Genomic DNA, 18227 nt, shown 5'->3' on the forward strand with positions numbered 1-18227 from the left:
GCCGTGCTCGGCCAGGATGCGGTGCGCAGCTTCCGCAGCCGGAGGCAGAGGGCGGTTCTCGCTGCTCATGGATTGACCGTCACTACGGAACGACGGGTGCGATTCGACAAAGTGTGGAGTCTGACTGGCACCGTCAGTGGTCTCGATCTCTGCTCGTCGACTCCTCGTTGTCGGATTCGTCTCCTGGCGGCAAAGGTGATTTGGCTGGGGACTTCTCGGCGAGGTACTCACCCATCCGAATCAGTCGCTGTCCAGCTGCGCCGACGACTTTGAGTGCCGAGTCCGCGACGGCGTCGATCACGGCCTCTGCAGCGTCCAAGACGTTTGGAGTGTCTGGATTCGACCATTCCTCAATCTGGTGGCGCCGCGCTGTAGCGAAGCGATCTAGTTCGTCACGAAGGGTTGACCGATACTCAGCAAGCTCCCGTACCTTCTGAAAGCGAAATCCCTCTATGGGGGCTGGTTTTGCGAAGTCGTCCAGCAGGGTCTTCGCCTCGCGATAGAGCTTGCCGTCCTCGGCAAGCTGATGGCGGATCAGTTCGTTGAGATCGTCGATTACTCGCTGTCGATGCTGTGGTTCCTTCTCCTCAATACGGGCCAGTCGAAGGAGTTGCCAGCGGTACAGCGCATCCTCTGCGACGACCAGGAGGCTCAGGGTTTCGCCGAGCTGCTTCTCCTCGACCGCAGCGCGCAGCTTCGCTGCGCGCTCCTGTACAGGACGGTTGGGTTCGAACGAGTCGAGGACTCGGCTCACGTGGTTTCTGAGTTGCTCGACGGTCACATTGAGTGCTGGTCCTAGGCCAGCCAACGCATCCCAGTCCGCATCCGGTAGCTCGCCGTGTTTGTCGAGGAAGTCCGTTGCCCGGCGGATCGACAGGTGGTTGCCGAGCACATCACCCGCACGGGTCGCCTGGGCGATGTTGAGGACGGACTCGACTTTGCCTTCGACGCGGTCCACAGCGGTCTCAACATCGGCGATCGCAGACTTGAGCGCCAACTGTGTCGCGATCAGTTGCACGGCAAGCATTTGTGGCGGTGCGATTGGCGTCGGTGCCCACTGCAGCTGCTGCAGGAACAGCCCGTTGTGGCCTCGTGTCATCATCCGGAAGTAGCCGTCTGTGCCTGGAATCCAATTGCCGACCCGCAGGGCGTTGACGCTGTCGGGGTGGAGCCGGACGTACTTACCGCCATCGGCGAGGATTCCTGCCATTCCGGCCAATAGGCCTGCGGCGTTGCCGATTGAGGAACGATTGATGCCGGTGACCTGCATTGTCCTGCCGGCGACGTTTCGCAAACGCGACAAATAGGCTTCGACAGCTTCAGGTTCACCGGAAACGACGAGGCCGCCGGGTTGAACCGATACTTCTACTTCCTCACTATCGGCCGGCGCCGGGAGATTGTCGGAGGTGTCGTCTGGCATGGTTATCCCCACTCCTCGGATGTCGAACCAGCTCGATTACGGCTACTCTGCAACGCGTCGACCCCATGGGTGGCTGCTGTCATGGCGTATACCCGAACTGCTCGAGCCGCCGCCTAGCGATCTCAATCTCGTCCTCGGTGAACAACCCAGAGAACTGGGGCTCGACGACAACGGCCTCCACTGTCAGGTCGAGCCGGCCACGTTCCCATAGATCGGCAAACCCATCTGAGATCGCGGGAGACGCGAGCAGCTTGTGGGCTGTTTCCAGCGGGCCGTACTGGGAGAGCATGTTCAAGAAGAACGGTGCGTTGGACCCGGCCTCCGAACGGCCTCGTAAGTAGACATCCTTCATTCGATGCGCAAAGGACGCCTCCAATTCGCTTGTCTCCGAGGCGCCGGCTTCTTCGACAATGGCTTCTGTCTGCTCGCCTGCTGCCATTGCGGCCTCGCTGTCGACGAACCGTAACAGCGCGTCTACTGAGGTGAAGACCCGAATCTTCAACTCCTCCAAGCGGGGTAGGTCGGCATCGTCGGGATCGAGTTCGAGGACGACGGGATCCCCCAACTCCTCCTGAAGACCCTTAGGCCAGAACGCTTCAGCGACGGCAAGAACCGCACCCGTATCAGGGTCTGGGATCTCGGCGTCGACCTCGGGCTCGGCGTAGCCCCTGCGACTCAGCTCCGCGATCAATGCTTGCACCTGTTCAGCGCGGGGGTCGTCTATCTCCTCATCGGCGACCTGCAGGCGTTCCAGGATGACGTCGTCATGCGGCGCCTCCGGATTGCGCAGACTCTCGAGGAAGGATTGTGCAGATGCCGCCAGTAGCTCACGACGCGCGGCCAGAAAGTCTGCATACCGCTCCACGCGCCAAAGTTCCGGGTCAGTCGGAATCCACTGAGACTCAAGCACGCCGGGATGCTTAGCCTGCACCTCTGGCAGATACTCCGCCGGGTCGCGCATGCCAATCTTGATGTTGGTGTCCTGAGTAAGAAAGCAGAAGTTCGCAAGGGCGTTGATGTCGTTGCGGTCGAAGCCGTGCTTGCGCAGCAGAGCCTTTGGGAAGATGTGGTGCACCTGGAGAGAGGTCAGCTTGCCGAGAAGTTCGGCCCGCAGTTCCAATCCGCTACCAAAATCTCGTGCGCCATCCACGCGAGTCAGCAGATAAAGGAGGGGGTAGAAGCGCGCACCGCGTGTCGCTCCGGTGAAGTCATCTGCGCTCACCGAGAGGCGTCCGCCACGTGCTCGTTCAAGCGTCGCGATCAACGCGTCGATTCCGCCGCGCTCCACGGTGTCGTAGTCCTGTTGCAAGACCGTTTCGGTCGAGCCGCTGAATCGACCCCAGAGCGCTGAGTGGACGTACCAATACAGGACTTTGTCGCGGTGGGCGCTGTCGGTGAATCCGCCTCCGTTGAGCTGGAGAAGCCTTGTGACGACAGGTGTTGCGTACTTTCCCATCAGTACGCGGTCGTGATCCAGCCCTAAGCGGCCTGACACTGAGTCTAGGAATGTGCCGATGTGATTCACCGATTGCTTCAAAGCGGCCTGGAACTCCACCGCGCCGATGTCACTCAGGGACGAGAACAGCGCCCGGCCTTTTGCGACCGCAGTCGCGTTGCGAAGTAGCCACTCGAGTGAAAAGTTGAAGCCAGCCGACTTCCATCGGAGCAGATTGTCGCGCAGTTCTTTTCGCGCTTCCGGCCACTCGGCGCAGAGTCTTGCCAGCGCGAGGTCACCCTTGGATAACTTGGTGCCACCCGAGTTAACTTTGTTGAAGATCTCGACGACTTCCTCAACGGTCTTACCCGCGCCGGTAATCTTCTCGTAGTTGAAGTCACGATTCGCGATCTGCGTAATCTGATTCAGGCGGTCGATGTAAGTGTCGCGTTCATCCTCGTCGACGTGCGAAAAGGTCTTGTAGTACTTGGTTGGCCCCTTGCTGAACAACTCGGTGACGTTTACCCACGTCGGGTCGCCAGCCATCTTGGTCGGCGCGTAGAACTCGAATGATTCGGTCTCGACGTTGAAGTGCAGACCGGAGAATGCGTTCTTGTCGCCTTCAAAGAAGGGCGGAGGAGTGCCGCGGATAACCCCGTACAGTGACGTGACACGTTGTTGGCCGTCGAGCAGCAGCTGGCGCGTTCCGCCGACGGATGCCGATCCACGTACGGTGATGTCGTCTGAGGCTGTCTCCCACATCAGCAGACCGCCCACGGGATACTGCTTGTAGAGCGACCGCATGAGACCGCGGACCTGATCGCGGTTCCATACGTAGCCGCGCTGGAACTCGGGGAGAAGCACCACACCCGAATCGATTTCGTCCAGCAAGGTCGACAAGCGAGTCACTCGAATCTCCTGTTCAGTTCTTCTCGAGAGCGGTCAGGAACGGGCTGGGCTCGCCGTGCCAGGTGACAAGCAGTTCTTCTCGAGCCCTGGTGCACGCCACGAACAGCAGACAACGCTCGCGTTCTAGATCTTGTTCATGGGTGTGTTTATCCTCTTCGACCGGAGTCAAGGCCTTTGCCTCCGGGACGTGCTTCGCACTGACGCCTGCTACCGCGATGCAGCGGAACTCCAGCCCCTTCATGCGATGCATGGTGCCGACTCGCACTGCTTCGTCGTTGTCCGCTGCCTTGGCGAGATCGACTGACCGAATGCGTGACACCTTCAGTGCCTGTTGGATTTTTGTGGTGAGCCACTTGGCGCGAACTGCCACGCCGATTTCAGATGGCGCGACGCCCGCGGCAATCCATTTCTTGATGGTGTCGGCGACTGCCTGCGCCTCAGCTTCGGCGTTCGCAAAACTCTGCAATGTGGGGGGCCGTCCGTGGACGTGGGACCTGCAGCCGGCGATGGAGTCCAGGCCGCCCTCCATGTCGTCGATGGCTTGCCCGCGCAGCAAGCCAAGGCTCCACGCAAGAATCTCGGCGGTGGTGCGGTAGTTGATGCTGAGCCGCGACGAACGACCAGCGATGTTGATCCCGACTTCGCGCAGGCTGACCCGGTTGTCGTAGATGCGTTGATGGGTGTCGCCTGCGATGAAGATATCGTCTGGCGCTTCGGAAACCGCTGCGCGTAGCAGACGCCACTGGTCGGGGCTGAGGTCTTGTGCTTCGTCGATGATGATGTGTCGGAACGGCTTCTCGGAGGAATGCTCTAGGAGGTGAGTGGCCTCGCGCCGGACGGTTTCGTGCGTCCAGAAGCCCCTGGTCGCAAGAGCGCGTTCGAATTCGTTGACGACTTGCCAAACTTGGGCTCGTTGTGTGGAACCGAGGGCCCTTCCGCGGCCTGTTCGCTTCGCTGCGAGGTACGCGTCGGCCGAGCTGATCCGGCGTGCTAGTACTACTTGTCGCCATTCTTCGGACAGGAATGCTGGAGTGAAACCTAGGCCGAGTTGATGGATCAGTTCGGTCCACAACGCCTTTTCGTCGTCATGTCCTAGCAATAGGGGCGCACCGTGGGCCTTGCGGAAGACGCGGTGGGCAATCCGATCGACGTGCGACACCTCGATGCGGTTCTGGGCATCGTCCTCGACGAGCATGTCGAGGCCGGACTGCAGCGTCTCGGACATCGTGGAGGTGAACGTGGTGACGAGGACCTTGCCGTCATCGCGTTTGGCGAGCATGTTCGCCCGGTGCAGCGCGACGACCGTCTTGCCGGTGCCGGGGCCGCCGGTGACGCGGGCGGGGCCCTTGTAGATGGCGTTGACGACAGTGCGCTGGGTGGGGTGCAGGTATACCCGCCACGTGGCGAACGGGTACGCGAAGACGTCCATCAGCTCGTCGGGTCCGTCGACGAGGACGACGCGGTCATTGCTTCGGAGGATTGCGGCGTCTATGTCTTCGGTGTCGACGGGCTCGTTCAGAATTTGCGCGCCAAGGTCGGCCCACACTTCATCGGGAGTGAATCCGGCGGCAAGCCCGAACAGCACATCCCACTGTGTTTCGGGTAGAAAGGATTTCGCAGCATCCAGCTGGACGGGGTCGGTGACGGTGCGCGCGAACGCAAGAACCTTTTCGTCGATGCCGAGCTTCGCCAGCTCGCCATCTTTGATGTTGGCGAAGATCGGTGCGCCGGCAGTCTTGGCGGCGTGAGCCATTTCGGGGATTTGGCGTTCGAGTTCGGCGTCGTCGCGAATCTCGATGCCGCCGGTCGCGGAGTTGACCGAGACATTGCTGCGTTGAGCCCAGGCATAGGCGTCATCGTGATGTAGCACCTTGAGCAACGTGTATACGTCACCGGTGACGGGAGCCAGCACAATGCCGCGCCAGGCCTGGTCGATGCGGATGGATCGGAACCGCGGGTTGCGGGCATTGGCGATCTTCTCCAAATGCAACCCGGTATGGGTGGCAGCGTCGAACTCGTCGAAGACCTCGGTAACCCGTTTGACGACAGTCTTTTCCATCTTGGCGAGGTCGGCGATGAAGCCCTTATCGATGGCGAGTGGCATTGTTCTTCCGTTGCTCGACTATTCGGGGTGGCGGGGTCCGTGTCCGGCGGGTGGGTCGGCGAGTGGCTTCCAGCCCTTGCCGCCGTTGGCGATGGCATCGGCCATGCGGTCATAGGCCTCGAGCACGAGGCGCTTAGTGCGGTACTCACCGAGGTCCCGTTCTTCGTACTTGCGGACGACGAAGAACGAGTCGAGAACATGTTCTGCTTCTTCGCGATTCAGACCGTAGACGTGCAGGAATCCGGCGTCGAGGTCAGCCCGCAGTAGTGCCCGGCGTCCGGGCAGCCAACGGAACGCCGGCCCCTTATCGCCGAGATCCCTAGCGTACGAGTTCAACCGTGAAGAGGTGTATCCCAGCTCAAGACAGTAGGGGCGGAGCCAAGTCCTTAGTTGCTCATTGGGCCGCCAACGCGCTGGTTCCTCGAAGAAGCTAGGCGCCATGCAAGCCATCTGATTCAGCACGGCATACGTCATGTGGTTCCCGCTGAGTTTCTGATTGGCGATGAAGTCAAATGCGATGCTGGACCACGTTGCCTGGAGCAGATAGGCATGCATTGGATCGCTAGGAAATGCAACAGGGAACACGTGGCCGACGGCTGAGACAGGAAGCACCGTTGGGATGAACGTTCGCACCTGATGCGCCTTGGTGATATCTCGCCAACCAAGTAACCAATCGGAGTTCCATCGATCGAGTAACCGTGACTCGACTTCTGATCGATCGACCCAGTAGCGAGCGAGAGGTTCTAACGAGTCATCGTCGTGCTCCTCATCGGTCAGCCGCGGGAGAGTTCCCTTGTTTAGCTGGGCTTGCGTGGCGCCCTTGTATGTCGAGAAACGATGGTCAAAGTGACTCAGCATCTTCGCCTCGTATAGGGGCACGAACTCTTTCTTGCCACGCTTGAAAGACCAGCCGTCGAACGTAGCATCATCGAGGTCGTTCGCAGCGTGGAACAGCTCGGAGTCATTAGCCATGTCGAAGAGCCTTGCGAAGGATAGCCCCCAGGGGTTGCCGTCGGGGTCGCCGTCGCGAATGAGCACGGGATGCCGGGAGTAGATGCCGAGCGTAATGTCGGCGTCCTTGCGGCTGCGAAACATCGGCAGCGTGCCGGTGTTCGGATTTAGGGCGAGAACTTCTTTTGCCGCGAGTTCGAATCGGCGGTCCGTGATATCCGAAATGTATCGGATATAAAACGCGAACCGCGTCCGCTCAGCTGGCCGCGTTGCTCCAGTGATGACGATCAAGGCGAAGTGCATCTGGTTGTGCACGGCGTGGAAGATCTTTGCTTCGTTCTCGAAGTCGTAGAACGCATAGAGCCGGTGATTACTTAAGGTATCTGCGAAAAATGGCGCCGTCGTCTTGTCGGTTGCCAGACCGGTTGGCGCGATGATTCCGGCCGCGCCCTCGGGGTTGGTGACGGTACGCATGGTTTCGGCGAACACGCTGTAGGTATTGACGTCGCCCTGGCCGGTGAACGGGTAGCGGCCGCTCTTCAGCAGAAGGTGCGCGGTGGCGTCCGATTGTCTGAGCGCGGCGAGGTAAGCGCGATGAAGATCGGGGTCATCGTCGACAAGCTTGTCGATCATCTTCTTGCGCACGGCGGCAGTCGCCGCACCTTCGATGTCGGGTCTTCCAGCGTTACCGAAGAATTCTTTGTCCTGGATCTTCACGCGCTCCCAAGGCGGATTGCCGACAACGCAGGAGAACCCGCCCGTCCAGCCGGTGTCCGCATCTGCGCTGCCGTCGTCGGGCACGGTGAAGATGCCGGGAAATTCCAAGTGCCAGTGAAAGAATCGGTACTGCCGAGCCAGCGTGTTGATCTGGTCGATCAGGGTGTCGGGTACCGACTCTGGCGTCTCGGCGAGAGCTCGAACGGTCGCGTGGGTGATGCCCTGTCCGGAAGTGGTGGCCCCGGTCTTGGGTTGCACGAACGCCGCGCACCATGCATCGGCGACGAGTTTGGCAGCTACTAGGTCGGGGTCGGTTTCCAGGCGGCGCCAGGCGTCCGCCCGGGCGCGCAGAGCGGCCACCGAGGCGACGGTTCCGGTGTCGGCTTCGCGGGCAGCTTTGGTGAACTGGCTGGTTTCTACGTTCAGCGTCTCGGCGCCGAAGCTGAGCGTCAGCTGGTTCTCGTCGGCTTGGCGTTCTTTCTTGTTGCGAGCCTTGAGCTTGGACGTCCACTCTTTGTCGTCCTCACCTAACGGAACGAATGCCGCGTCGGGGATGTTGTGCCGCAACAATTCCGGTGTGGTGCCCAGAAGAGCGTTGCCGACGCGGAAGTGCGCATCTAGGAACGGGAACGGCCGGTCGGCGTCGAAGGCCTCCAACCACAGCGCCACCTTGGTGATCTCGATGGCCAGGTCATTGAGGTCCACACCGTAGACGCAGCGCTCGATGACGTCGGCAGTCGCAGCACGCAGTGCGGCTGGCGTTGGTTCGGTCTCCCCGGTGCGCACGGTGGCAAGAGCGGCAGCGAGACGTCGAGCCGCTGCGACAACGAAATGCCCACTGCCGCAGGCCGGATCGACCACTGTAAGCGCGAGGAGCGCCTGTTCCGGGTCATTCTCCCGCACCGCCTCGTCGATTAGAGGATCAAGCGCCTCGTCGAGGACCAGCGCAATCAGGTCCGATGGGGTGTAGTAGGAGCCAGACTTCTTTCTGTCGTTGCCGGTCGTCACATCGAGGGTGAAGGCCCGTTCATCGGCATGATAACGGGGCGTATACGCCAGCAGCCCTTCGTACATGCCGCCGAGTTCTTCGCTATCGAGGTTGCGGTAGTCGACCGGGCGCGGCAAGCCGGTGACAGGGTCGTCGATCTGTGCCAGCGCCCGTACGGCGGCTAGCAGCGCGCGGTTGGGTAGCTTGGCGCCGTCGAGAATACTCAGTGCCTCTCGCGAGAAGAGGCTCGCCCCGAGGCCGCTCAACCCGAGAGCGGGCAGGCCATCACCGGCGATCGCGTCGGTGACGATTTGGTGCGCCTGCCATAGATCGGTGTGCCATCCGCCAATCGGTTCCGCCGCCAGTCGGCGTAAGCGCGCGGTGGAAAAGTACTCCGCATATAGGGTGCGGGCACCTTCGGGGACGTCGGAGCGGTGCAGCAGATCGCGGTCCTCGACCACGAACAGCACGATTAGCCGATAGGCGATGCGTAGCAGTGCACGCTGCAGATCGCGGTCGGCGTCGGCGGCCGCGGCCAGGGTCTCTCGTAGTGCGGCGTTGGCGGGGTGTGCGACGAAGCCGGTGCCCAGCTCCTGCAATGCCGCGGCGATGCCATGCTGCAGATTGAGCAGAGCGCGCGCTCCGTCGTCGATGGCGGTGGTGCGCCAGCGTTCTAACCAGCAGTTGTCCAGTTTGGGTTCGGCCTGCTCGACCTCGGTATCGTCACCGGAATCCTCGCTATCGGTTACGGCTTTGGCTGTCCCGCCGTCTAGGCGGGGCGCGAAGCGGCTGGCGTGGACTGTGAGGAACAGGATGCGGAAGTCGGCGTAGAGCTGGTCGGTGAAGATTGCGTCGAGGTCGAACTCAACGAAGGACTGCCGGGTGAGACTTGAGGCATCACGCAGCAGCCGCAGCAGCTTGCCGTTCGACACAATGGCCCACAGGGCACGGTCTTCCCGGTTGAGGTAGTCCTGGACCATGGCCTGCGGCGCCCGTGCAGTCACGCCTGCGGTCTTGGTGTCCAGGTCGATTCCGGCGCCGACGAGGTGTAGCGGCGCCCACGCCGTGGGATTTGACGCGTCGGGCCAGGCGACGCGATGCGATATGGGAAAGTGCGGTGCCTCCGTCTCGCCAAGCCCAGGAGGTACCGCTAACCCACCGCTGACGACATCGGGGCGGCCCCAACCGAGTTCGTACAGCAGCGGCAGCAGCCACTTGTCCCGGGTGAGTTTGGTCGCGGCATCACCCTCGGGTAGCCGATCCAGCGCCGTCCGCCAGGCGCGGTGCGCGGCGAGCATGGCCTCCCAGGCGCGGGCGATGGCGCCGTTGACCGCCATGCCCGGTGACAGCTGGTAGGCCTCGGCGGTTTGGCCGGGCATCCGCAGTTCGTTCGCGCGCGGGATGGCCTCGGCGGGTAGCGCGGTGCCGATGGTGCGAACGGCCTTGAAGAGGTTTAGCGCGGTCATCGGGCACCCGCTTCGGGGAGGAACACGTAGATGCCGAGGACATCGGCGGGCGGCAGGAATTTCACCGTGGGTGCGCGGCCGCCGGCTTTGGAGGCGCTTCGTACCGCCTGATGCTCAGATACGAGGTCTTTTGCCGCATGTTTACCGGTCTCGGTGAGGTGTTTGCCGAGCGTGGGTAGACGGCCGAGCGCGCGGCCCAGTTGCATTCGGGCTAAAGCATCGTCGACGTTGCCCGAGGGCTTTGCGGTCAGCAGCGCGTCGACGTCGGCCTGCGGCAACCACTGCAGGTCGTCACCGGTCGCAGTGAAGGCGAGAAATTTGGCTTCCTCGGCGACCTGGGTGACGGTCGTGGCCGAGCCGGGGATGCTGATCTCCAGCCGGTGCCGCACCATGAGCAACGTCGTCACCTTGCTCACTCCTTGGGTGCGCATGACTCCGGCGCGGCGGGCGGGCCGTGCCGCGGGGTCGAGCCGGGAATCGAGTGCGGCGTCGAGGACGTACCGGGACAGCGCGTCGACCGTGGCGTCGGTGCGGGTGAGCACGCTGTGCCCCGTCGGTACCGGGAGCGAGCGGTGGAAGTGCAGCCGCCCGCCCTTGGTGGGCGGGAGCTGGTCGCGCACCGCGGCGGGGAGGGTGTCCACGATCGCGGTGAACCCGTCATCGTTGTCACTAATCGCAGCGTCCATTAGGGATAGTGCAGTCCGGGTGAAGGTTTCGACGTCGGCGGGGCCGCCGAGGGCGCGGCGGACTTCGGTGAGCGCGTGTTCGACGGTGTCGGGTTTGAGGCCGGCCTGCCGGAACCTGGAACGCGACGCCTTCTCCCGTTCGGCAGCGTTGGTCCATTCGACGTCGACCTGTTCAGCCAGCGACTTGGAGGTGGCGTCGGCGAAGTCGAAGGTGAGCTGCTCGGCATCCTTGCCCCGGAGCAGCAGTGACTCCCAGATGGCTTTCATCACGGTGGTGGAATCGACGGGGATCGGCACCGAGACGCCGATGCTGCGTTTGATGTTCTCGTGGCGTCGGATGAGGACCTGTAGCACGATCCCGTCGATGCCGTTGTCCTCGCCGTAGTAGGTCACGGTGCGCACGGTCGGAGCTTGCTGCCCGAATCGGTCGACGCGTCCTTCGCGTTGCTCGTGCCGGGTGGGGTTCCAGGCGAGGTCGTAGTGGACGACCGCGGTGAAGCCGTCTTGCAGGTTGATGCCCTCGGAGAGACAGTCGGTTGCAATGAGCAGACGGGGGCCGTCGTGGGCACTGAGGGTGTTCACGCGGGTTTCGCGTTCCTCCGGCGGGAGAGTTCCGGTTACCGCGTCGATCTTGAGGTCTTTGACCTTCGACAGAGCCGAACCTAGGTGCTCGGCGAGATAGTCGGCGGTAGGGATATAGCGGCAAAACACGATGGGGTGATAGCGCCGATCGATGAGCTCCTTGAGCAGTGGGATGAGGCGCTTCAGCTTGGCGTCCGAGCGAGGACCCTTCAAAGCCGCCGCTGCGGCAGCCAACTCGCGCAGCCGCTTTCGCGCTTTGGTGTCGGGCTCATCGGAGCCGCCGGTGTCCGCGCCGACGGCGACGTCCTGGGCTTCCAATGTGTCGTCCAAATCGGTGTCGAGCACGCGAGGTTCGGCATAGGCGTCGACCTCGGCCTCATCTTCGTCAGTGGTGTCGGCCACTGCTGAACGATTGAGAAGCGTTTGCTCTGCCGCAGCCGGGCTGGAGGCCAGGCAGCGAAGCAATGCTATTGCCGACCACCACCGGACGCGCTGCCGCACCGCGGAGAGCTTCGGGTCAGAGACTTGCTCTCGCACGTACTCCATGACGTCGTCAAAGAGCTGTCGGTATGCGGCGGTGAGCTTGTATGCCGTCTCGGTGGTTTCACGATCGGGGAAAGGAGTGTCCTCATCCAGGTATTCGCGGATGTCGGCGCGTTGGCGCTGGACCATGAATCGTGCGAGCAGCTTGCGGTCCTCTTCGCGGTCACGCCCCGACAGGTCGGCGGGCAGGTCCCCCAGGCGATTGTCGAGCAGGCCGATTAGTGACTGCCACGCCGTGTCGTCGCCGCTGTGCGGGGTGGCGGTCAGTAGTAGGAGGTGGCGGCTGGGATCGTCGGCAAGCTTGCGCAGCAGTGCATACCTCAGGTGAGCTTGCGAAGACTTGCCCACGCCCGCCGGCGCCACACACGTGTGCGCCTCATCGACGATTACTAATTCGGGGCAGTGCAAGGCGAACTCGTCGCGGCGCGACTTTTGCTTGATGAAATCGGTGGAGATCACCAGATATCGATGATGCTGGTAGACGTTAGAGCCGAACGGGACGCTGCGCATCAGCCGGTTGACGGTGGATGGCAGGAGCAGTTGCGCGTCGATTCCGAACTTGTGCCGCAGCTCGCTTTGCCATTGTGGCGCGAGCTGGGGCGAACACAAAACGGCGAGCCGCTGGGCCTCGCCGGTGGCGAGCAGCTCCGCCGCGATCAGGCCGGCCTCGACGGTCTTGCCGACGCCGACACCGTCAGCGATCAACAGCCGGGTGACGTCCTGGTTGGCTGCCATCATCAGCGGAACAAGTTGGTAGTTGCGCGGTGTGACGGCTAGCCGTGCGAATGAGCGGAATGGGCCGCCGCTGGCGCGGAAAGACAGGCGGAGGGCGTCGCGGAGCAGGCGTGCTCGACTTGCGTCACCACGGTCGTCGACGGTCGGGGGTTCGAAGGTGGCTGCCGCGAAGTTGTCGATCTCGGGTAGCAGCACGGTGGTCTCGTGCTCGTGGCCACCGAGCGGGCGGACGAGGAGCGTGCCGTCGGGGGAGCCAGGTAGCACCAGCCAGTCTCGGCCGCGGGCGTTGACTAAGCTGCCTGCGGGATAGTCGATGGTTGTCATGCGTGGCTCTTCGCTTCGCCGAAGATGCCGCTGTAGGCGGAGATTATGTTGAGCCAGTTGGCGTTCGCATCATTGTGGTGAAAGCGCAGCACTAGCCAGCCAGCCTCGTCCTCGAGCTTCATGCGTGCCTGTTCGTCCTTCTCCTGCTGGTGTGCGCTGTCATGGACGGGGCCGTCGATGAAGATCGCGACATTCATCCCGTCCGTGTAGTAGGCGAAATCTGGTCGCACGTAGTAGCCGTCGACAATCCGTTGAGCGTCATCAGGCAGCCGGTAGCCGTGCTGTTCAAGCAGAGTGAGGAATTGCTTTTCCAGTTCGCTGTCGCAGGCTTTGATGAGCCGTTCGAGTTGGGCGACTCGATCCTCTCCGCCGGCACCTACCGCCACCGTGGATGTGGCGAGTCGCTGAAGTAGGTCGAGGACGTTGTGGCGATCCAGATGTTGATGATCCCATTGGTTGCTGTAGGACAGCAGGCAGTCGTAGCAGGCCTGTGCGCAGACTTCGGTCGCGTGCGGCGCGTGTTTGATATCAGCACCGGTGTCTGCATCGAAGTGCAGTATCTCCAAGGCTTTTCGGGCGACCTGACTCAGTTGGCCGTCTTCGGTGGCGAGTCGTCGTAGCACGCCGGCGCCACCCTCAGCGGCTTCGAAGAACAGCAGGCGCGACCAGGCGTGGTCACCGGTGTTGCTGGGCAGAGCTTCCACTGCCAGTTCGGAGCCTTCCAACTGGTAGACGGCCTCGATGCCGCGCTTGAGCGCGTACATAGCTGCCATCCGCTGGTCTTTTCCAATGGAAGGGTCCAAGTGCATGAGCAGCGCGTTGCGATGGTCCTCGACATGGGGGATCACTCGCTGATACCGCGGGGCCTCGCCGTGCACATTCTTGGCAAGGTCAGCCTCCTTGCACCAGCGGCCTTCCACCGTGTCGAGGACATAACCGCGGACGTCCTTGTCCTTGCGGCGGCGCAAACCAACGTTCATCCGCCGGATGAGCGCGGTGTCGCCATAGGTCATGGTGCCGAGTTCGGCGCCGTCCTCCGTAATGGTGCTGGTGAGTTGTCCAGCTCGAACTCCGTGTGGCACAAAGCGAATAGTGGTTACGATCTCGTGTCCGGCGCGCTGGCGTTCCTCTTCGTCGGCGCTAATCCTGTCGCGACGGCGGGTCTTTACCGACAACAGTCGCATCAGATTGCCCATTGTGGCTTCGGGTGCGAACGGTGCTCCGCAGTGCTGGCAGAGATCAGGATCTGTCGACTCATGCAGGTACCCACAGGCGCTGCACCGTTTGATCTCTGTGATGTGGACACCCGTGCCGTCGTCGCGAGCGGGCAGGCTCACACGGTTCACTTCGTAGCGTGCGCCTTCGTGGTAGATGAAGGCGCCTGGCCCGAACTCGCTGATCGCCATGAATCGGGGTCGCTGGATGAAATCGCCTTCACCACCGCTGCGGGTGCGTCGTTCGGCGGGGATGAACGCCGACAGGGGCAGCCGCGGAAACGAATAGCCGGGCAGGAAGCCTTCGGATGCGAAGTAGCGGTAGGTGTAGAAATCGCCTTGAAGGACGTCGTCGACTTGCCCCTTGAGGAGGTCAAGGGCGGCACGTGCCTCCGAAATGCGGCCGCGGGCCCGTTGTTTCGAACTCTCGGACGCACCGATGGTCTTCAATGTCGTATTGGCTTGGTCCAACTCCGTTTGGGCTTCGTTGTACAGCCCGCGCCACCGGTCTGCAGCACGGTTGAACCGGGCGGGTGCTTGTTCGACGGTATCGGCGATCCACGTGTCCGTCCACCACGGCGCCGAGGTGACCTCGGTGGTCGCTGTGAGCACGTCTGTAATCGCGGCGATGGCAGCGCTTCGACTCGATGGAGAGTTGATTGTGGCGAGCACCTCGGGGCGCAGCGGTTGGCCAGGCTGGTCGATTTCCAGGAGGTCGACCATGCTGGCCTTGAGGTCGAGTCCGCATTTGACGAGCCAGATTGAGTGGGCGTGTGCGCGCACGAGATCCTGGTTGCCCAACTCCAGCCTTGGCGGTGCAACCGCTCCCGCCACCATGTCTTGACTGCGTCGGAAGTAGTAGGCGTCGTGCGCATTTCCGGTGGCGCAATAAGTCAGGGCAATGGCGGGTTGACCTGACCTGCCGGCCCGTCCCGACCGCTGCGCATAGTTGGCCGGTGTGGGCGGAACATTCCGCATGCCAACAACATTGAGGCTCTTGATGTCGACGCCAAGTTCCATGGTGGGGGAGCAGTACAGCACGGGTAGCCGGGCTTCGCTGAACTCTTCTTCACGCTTCTGGCGTTTGGCCGGCTCGACCTGCGCGGTGTGTTCACGGGCCTCCAGGCCGACCAGCGACTTCGCGATCTCTGCATACAGTGCGCGGAAGTACGGGTTGACCCGGCCTTTGGTTTGATTGCTGCGGATGCGGTCCGGTGCGCGATGCTCCCCGCTGCCGGGATGCCAGGCAATGAGGTCGGCTCGCAGCTGGTAGCCGGTCGGACGTCGCGGAACCGGGATGCGCACGAGGATCCCGGCGGCGGCCATCACATCCATCAGATTCTCGATCAGCGCGTCGGCGTCCTTTGTCTTCAAAGCGTGCTCGAAGCCGGGGAATCGGTTGGGTCGGCGAAGCCACCGTCCGTATGCGCCTAGCCCTGACAGATAGAGATCGGAGCCAATTCCGGCCACTCCTTTGGGTCGGCCGCCGGAGTAGGCGAGGCCGCTGTAGGTGCCGGCGTCATCGGAGATGGCCCACGGGTCTTTCAGCCATTCTCGGCTGGCCCGCCGGACAGCGTCGAACTTCTCGTCGGTGAGGAATTCGGTGTCGATGCAGAGGTTTCGACGTAGTTCGTCGAGCAACACCTGCATCACTTCACGTCGGGTCTCGGCTGTGGCGCTCGCCAAGGGTTCGCCGCAGCTGGTCCATTTGTCGTCGTTGGTGGCGAGTTCATCGACGCCGTCGTAAGACAGGCGTAGTTGGCCGGTTTGTTCCAGGTTGGGCATTGTGATCCGCCAGCCTCGCTTGAGGTCGGCCCACAGCCGGTATGTGACAACATCGCGCAGCGCGCGGGCGATTTTCTTGCGTGGGATGTGCTCGTCGGCTGTTTCTTCGTCGCGGGCGAAGTACTTGAGGCTATTGCCGCTGAGCGCCTTGACCACTTCGGGTCCAAGGTTCTCGTCGGTGAGGGGTTCCCCGGGATTTTGCTCTTGGTAGTCGAGGGCCGCCCGGTACAAGGCCGAGCGGATGAGCCCGACCAGGATGAAGTCGTTGAAGTGGCCGGCCTGGAGGCTGGCATCCTGGCGGTTATCACTGAACGCCAGAAACTTTCGCGCTTCGCTGTCGAGTTCGGGCTCCCGGCGCAGCGATCTGACAATCGACTGCGACAGCACTGTCACCGCACTTGCGCGGCCTTCGGTACCGAGGCTTGCGACTCGGGAGAACTGGGACTGGCGGGCACTTTCGTAAGTCGTTTTGCACGAGGGGCAGAATTCGAGTCGCTCGAAGAAAGCGACGGGCATGCCGTCGTCGGTGATCGTCCCGAATTCATCAACACGAAGTGAATTCGGCAGCTTCGGGATTCGGGCTTTGTCCAGCACCTGACCGCCCCCGCCTGCCACCACCCAATCCTCGGGGACGAGATCGAGCAACGCAGGATCCTGTGGATCGGGCCAGGGCTGCTCGGTCAGAAGCAACAGGCCGTCAGCTTCGGGGTGTTCGACGAGATCGGAGTTCGGAATGCGCGGGCTGAAGCTCTCTCCGCCGCGCTCAAGATTCACGACGAGAAACTCTTGGCCACACTCGCGGCAGAACGCCAGCGGGAACAGCGGCTGCCCCGCTGGCCGGTTCGGCGCGCTGCGTTGGTACTGGGTGGTCAGGTATCTCTTTGCGGGCGGCTCGAGAGTGGTGTAGACGGTGTCACCCTTGCCGATGAACTGATGCAGCTTGAATGCGAACAGTGAACGGCCCTGCGGGTCGCGGGCCCTCGACCCAGCGAGCAGCAGTTCCTGGAGCTTCTCTCGGCAGACTGTCTCGTCGACACCCGTCTCCTCGTGGAGCTTCGCGGCGGCGTCTTTAAGCTTCGACGGCGGCCGCCGCGCGAGCTTGCCTTCATCGTCGGTGTCCAAACCGAAGTGCTGTTCGGTCCAGACCGCCAGAGGGTCTGACCTAAGCTCGCCCGAGTCCTTCGGCGCGTCTGTTTGTAGACGTGCGGTCAGCGCGGTCGGGTTTAGGTCGCCGGTGGTTGCTCGTCGCAGTGTTTCCCCGACTATGTTGGCCGCGGGAATGTCAACGCCGAAGATCCTCGTTGCCAACTCGGCGACTTGCTGGCGTTGCTCGGCCTTGGTGCCTGGACCGGCAAGTGTGGCGCTGGTTCCTATGCACTGCACTGCGTTGGAGCTGACCGCGCCCCGGAGGCGGCGGACGAGCATTGCGACGTCGGCACCCTGGCGACCGCGATAGGTGTGCAGTTCGTCTAGCACAAGAAACGACAGATTTGCCGCGCTGTTGATGAGCTTCTCCCGCTCTTTGGGGCGGGTCAGCATCAACTCCAACATGACGTAATTGGTCAGCAGGATGTCCGGGGGCGAGGCGAGGGTCTGCTCGCGTTCCTCCCTGTTCTCTTGCCCCGTATATCGAGCGAAGCTGACCTTGGGGTTCGTCTTGCCGAGGAACTTCTCCAACTCATTGCGCTGGCTGTTTGCCAGGGCATTCATCGGATAGACGATGATGGCTCGCACACCCTGGCCTGTGCCCTCGCGCAGTACTCGGTCGACGATCGGCACGATGTAAGACATCGATTTACCCGAGCCGGTACCCGTGGTTAGAACGTAGGACTCGCGGCGGTTGGCGATCTCGAAGGCGTCCGCTTGGTGGCGGTGGAACGAGATGTTGGTGCCGTCTTGAGCCCCGAAGATCTCGACCGCTTTCGGATCGAGGACACCCCGGTCCGCAAGCCCGCTTGCCGTTCCTCCGGACTCGAATGCCGGGTTGAGGGCAAGCCACGGTTCTGGCCACAGCAGACCTTCGGCGATCTCGGCCTCGACCTTGGCACGAATCTGGTCGTCCTTGATCTCCAGGAAGCCCTTGACGAAGTTCTCGTAGTCGTCCAGGACCTCCTTGAGGACCCCAAACGCGTCCATGACTTCCTCCTAGATGGTGCGCGGCAGCAACGATTGCCCCTTGGCATCGTCTACTAACCCTCGTGACAATATGACCATACTGGCGGGGTCCGACATCGGACGGGTGATCGAACGTGGAACTTGCTTACCCGTGTGGCCCGCGAGACGTGTGGCGGCGCAGATTCGCCTAAGACCTTGCAGTTTCTAGTTAACCACCAGGGTGCGTCGAGTCCGCTAAGGGCGCGCTGCTGGG

At 62.3% G+C, this 18227-nt stretch carries 6 protein-coding genes; all 6 read right to left on the reverse strand.

The window, feature by feature from the left end; genetic code table 11:
- Positions 1-133: 133 nt before the first annotated feature.
- A complete protein-coding gene (locus G6N35_RS23935) occupies positions 134-1420 on the reverse strand; it encodes a hypothetical protein (RefSeq protein ID WP_246224490.1) in 1287 nt (428 codons plus the stop codon).
- Between the two features lie 79 nt (positions 1421-1499).
- The gene (locus G6N35_RS23940) at positions 1500-3764 is read right to left on the reverse strand and encodes a GmrSD restriction endonuclease domain-containing protein (protein WP_163806747.1); all 2265 of its coding nucleotides are present in this window, start codon (positions 3762-3764) and stop codon (positions 1500-1502) included.
- Positions 3765-3777: 13 nt separating this feature from the next.
- Positions 3778-5868, reverse strand: a complete 2091-nt coding sequence (locus tag G6N35_RS23945) for a UvrD-helicase domain-containing protein (protein WP_163806749.1) — start codon at positions 5866-5868, stop codon at positions 3778-3780.
- 18 nt (positions 5869-5886) lie between these two features.
- Positions 5887-9990, reverse strand: coding sequence for an Eco57I restriction-modification methylase domain-containing protein (locus G6N35_RS23950; RefSeq protein WP_163806751.1), 4104 nt, complete (start codon positions 9988-9990; stop codon positions 5887-5889).
- The gene (locus G6N35_RS23955; RefSeq protein WP_163806753.1) at positions 9987-12860 is read right to left on the reverse strand and encodes a DUF8741 domain-containing protein; all 2874 of its coding nucleotides are present in this window, start codon (positions 12858-12860) and stop codon (positions 9987-9989) included. Before G6N35_RS23955 ends, G6N35_RS23950 begins: the two co-directional genes overlap by 4 nt.
- A complete protein-coding gene (locus G6N35_RS23960; protein WP_163806755.1) occupies positions 12857-17995 on the reverse strand; it encodes a DEAD/DEAH box helicase in 5139 nt (1712 codons plus the stop codon). Before G6N35_RS23960 ends, G6N35_RS23955 begins: the two co-directional genes overlap by 4 nt.
- Between the last annotated feature and the right edge of the window lie 232 nt (positions 17996-18227).

Origin of the sequence: Mycolicibacterium anyangense, assembly GCF_010731855.1 — a bacterium.
Classification (GTDB): domain Bacteria; phylum Actinomycetota; class Actinomycetes; order Mycobacteriales; family Mycobacteriaceae; genus Mycobacterium; species Mycobacterium anyangense.

Coding starts and splice junctions, on each gene's coding strand:
- G6N35_RS23935 (WP_246224490.1), bottom strand. CDS start 1,420: ATGCCAGACGACACCTCCGACAATCTCCCGGCGCCGGCCGATAGTGAG.
- G6N35_RS23945 (WP_163806749.1), bottom strand. CDS start 5,868: ATGCCACTCGCCATCGATAAGGGCTTCATCGCCGACCTCGCCAAGATG.
- G6N35_RS23950 (WP_163806751.1), bottom strand. CDS start 9,990: ATGACCGCGCTAAACCTCTTCAAGGCCGTTCGCACCATCGGCACCGCG.
- G6N35_RS23955 (WP_163806753.1), bottom strand. CDS start 12,860: ATGACAACCATCGACTATCCCGCAGGCAGCTTAGTCAACGCCCGCGGC.
- G6N35_RS23960 (WP_163806755.1), bottom strand. CDS start 17,995: ATGGACGCGTTTGGGGTCCTCAAGGAGGTCCTGGACGACTACGAGAAC.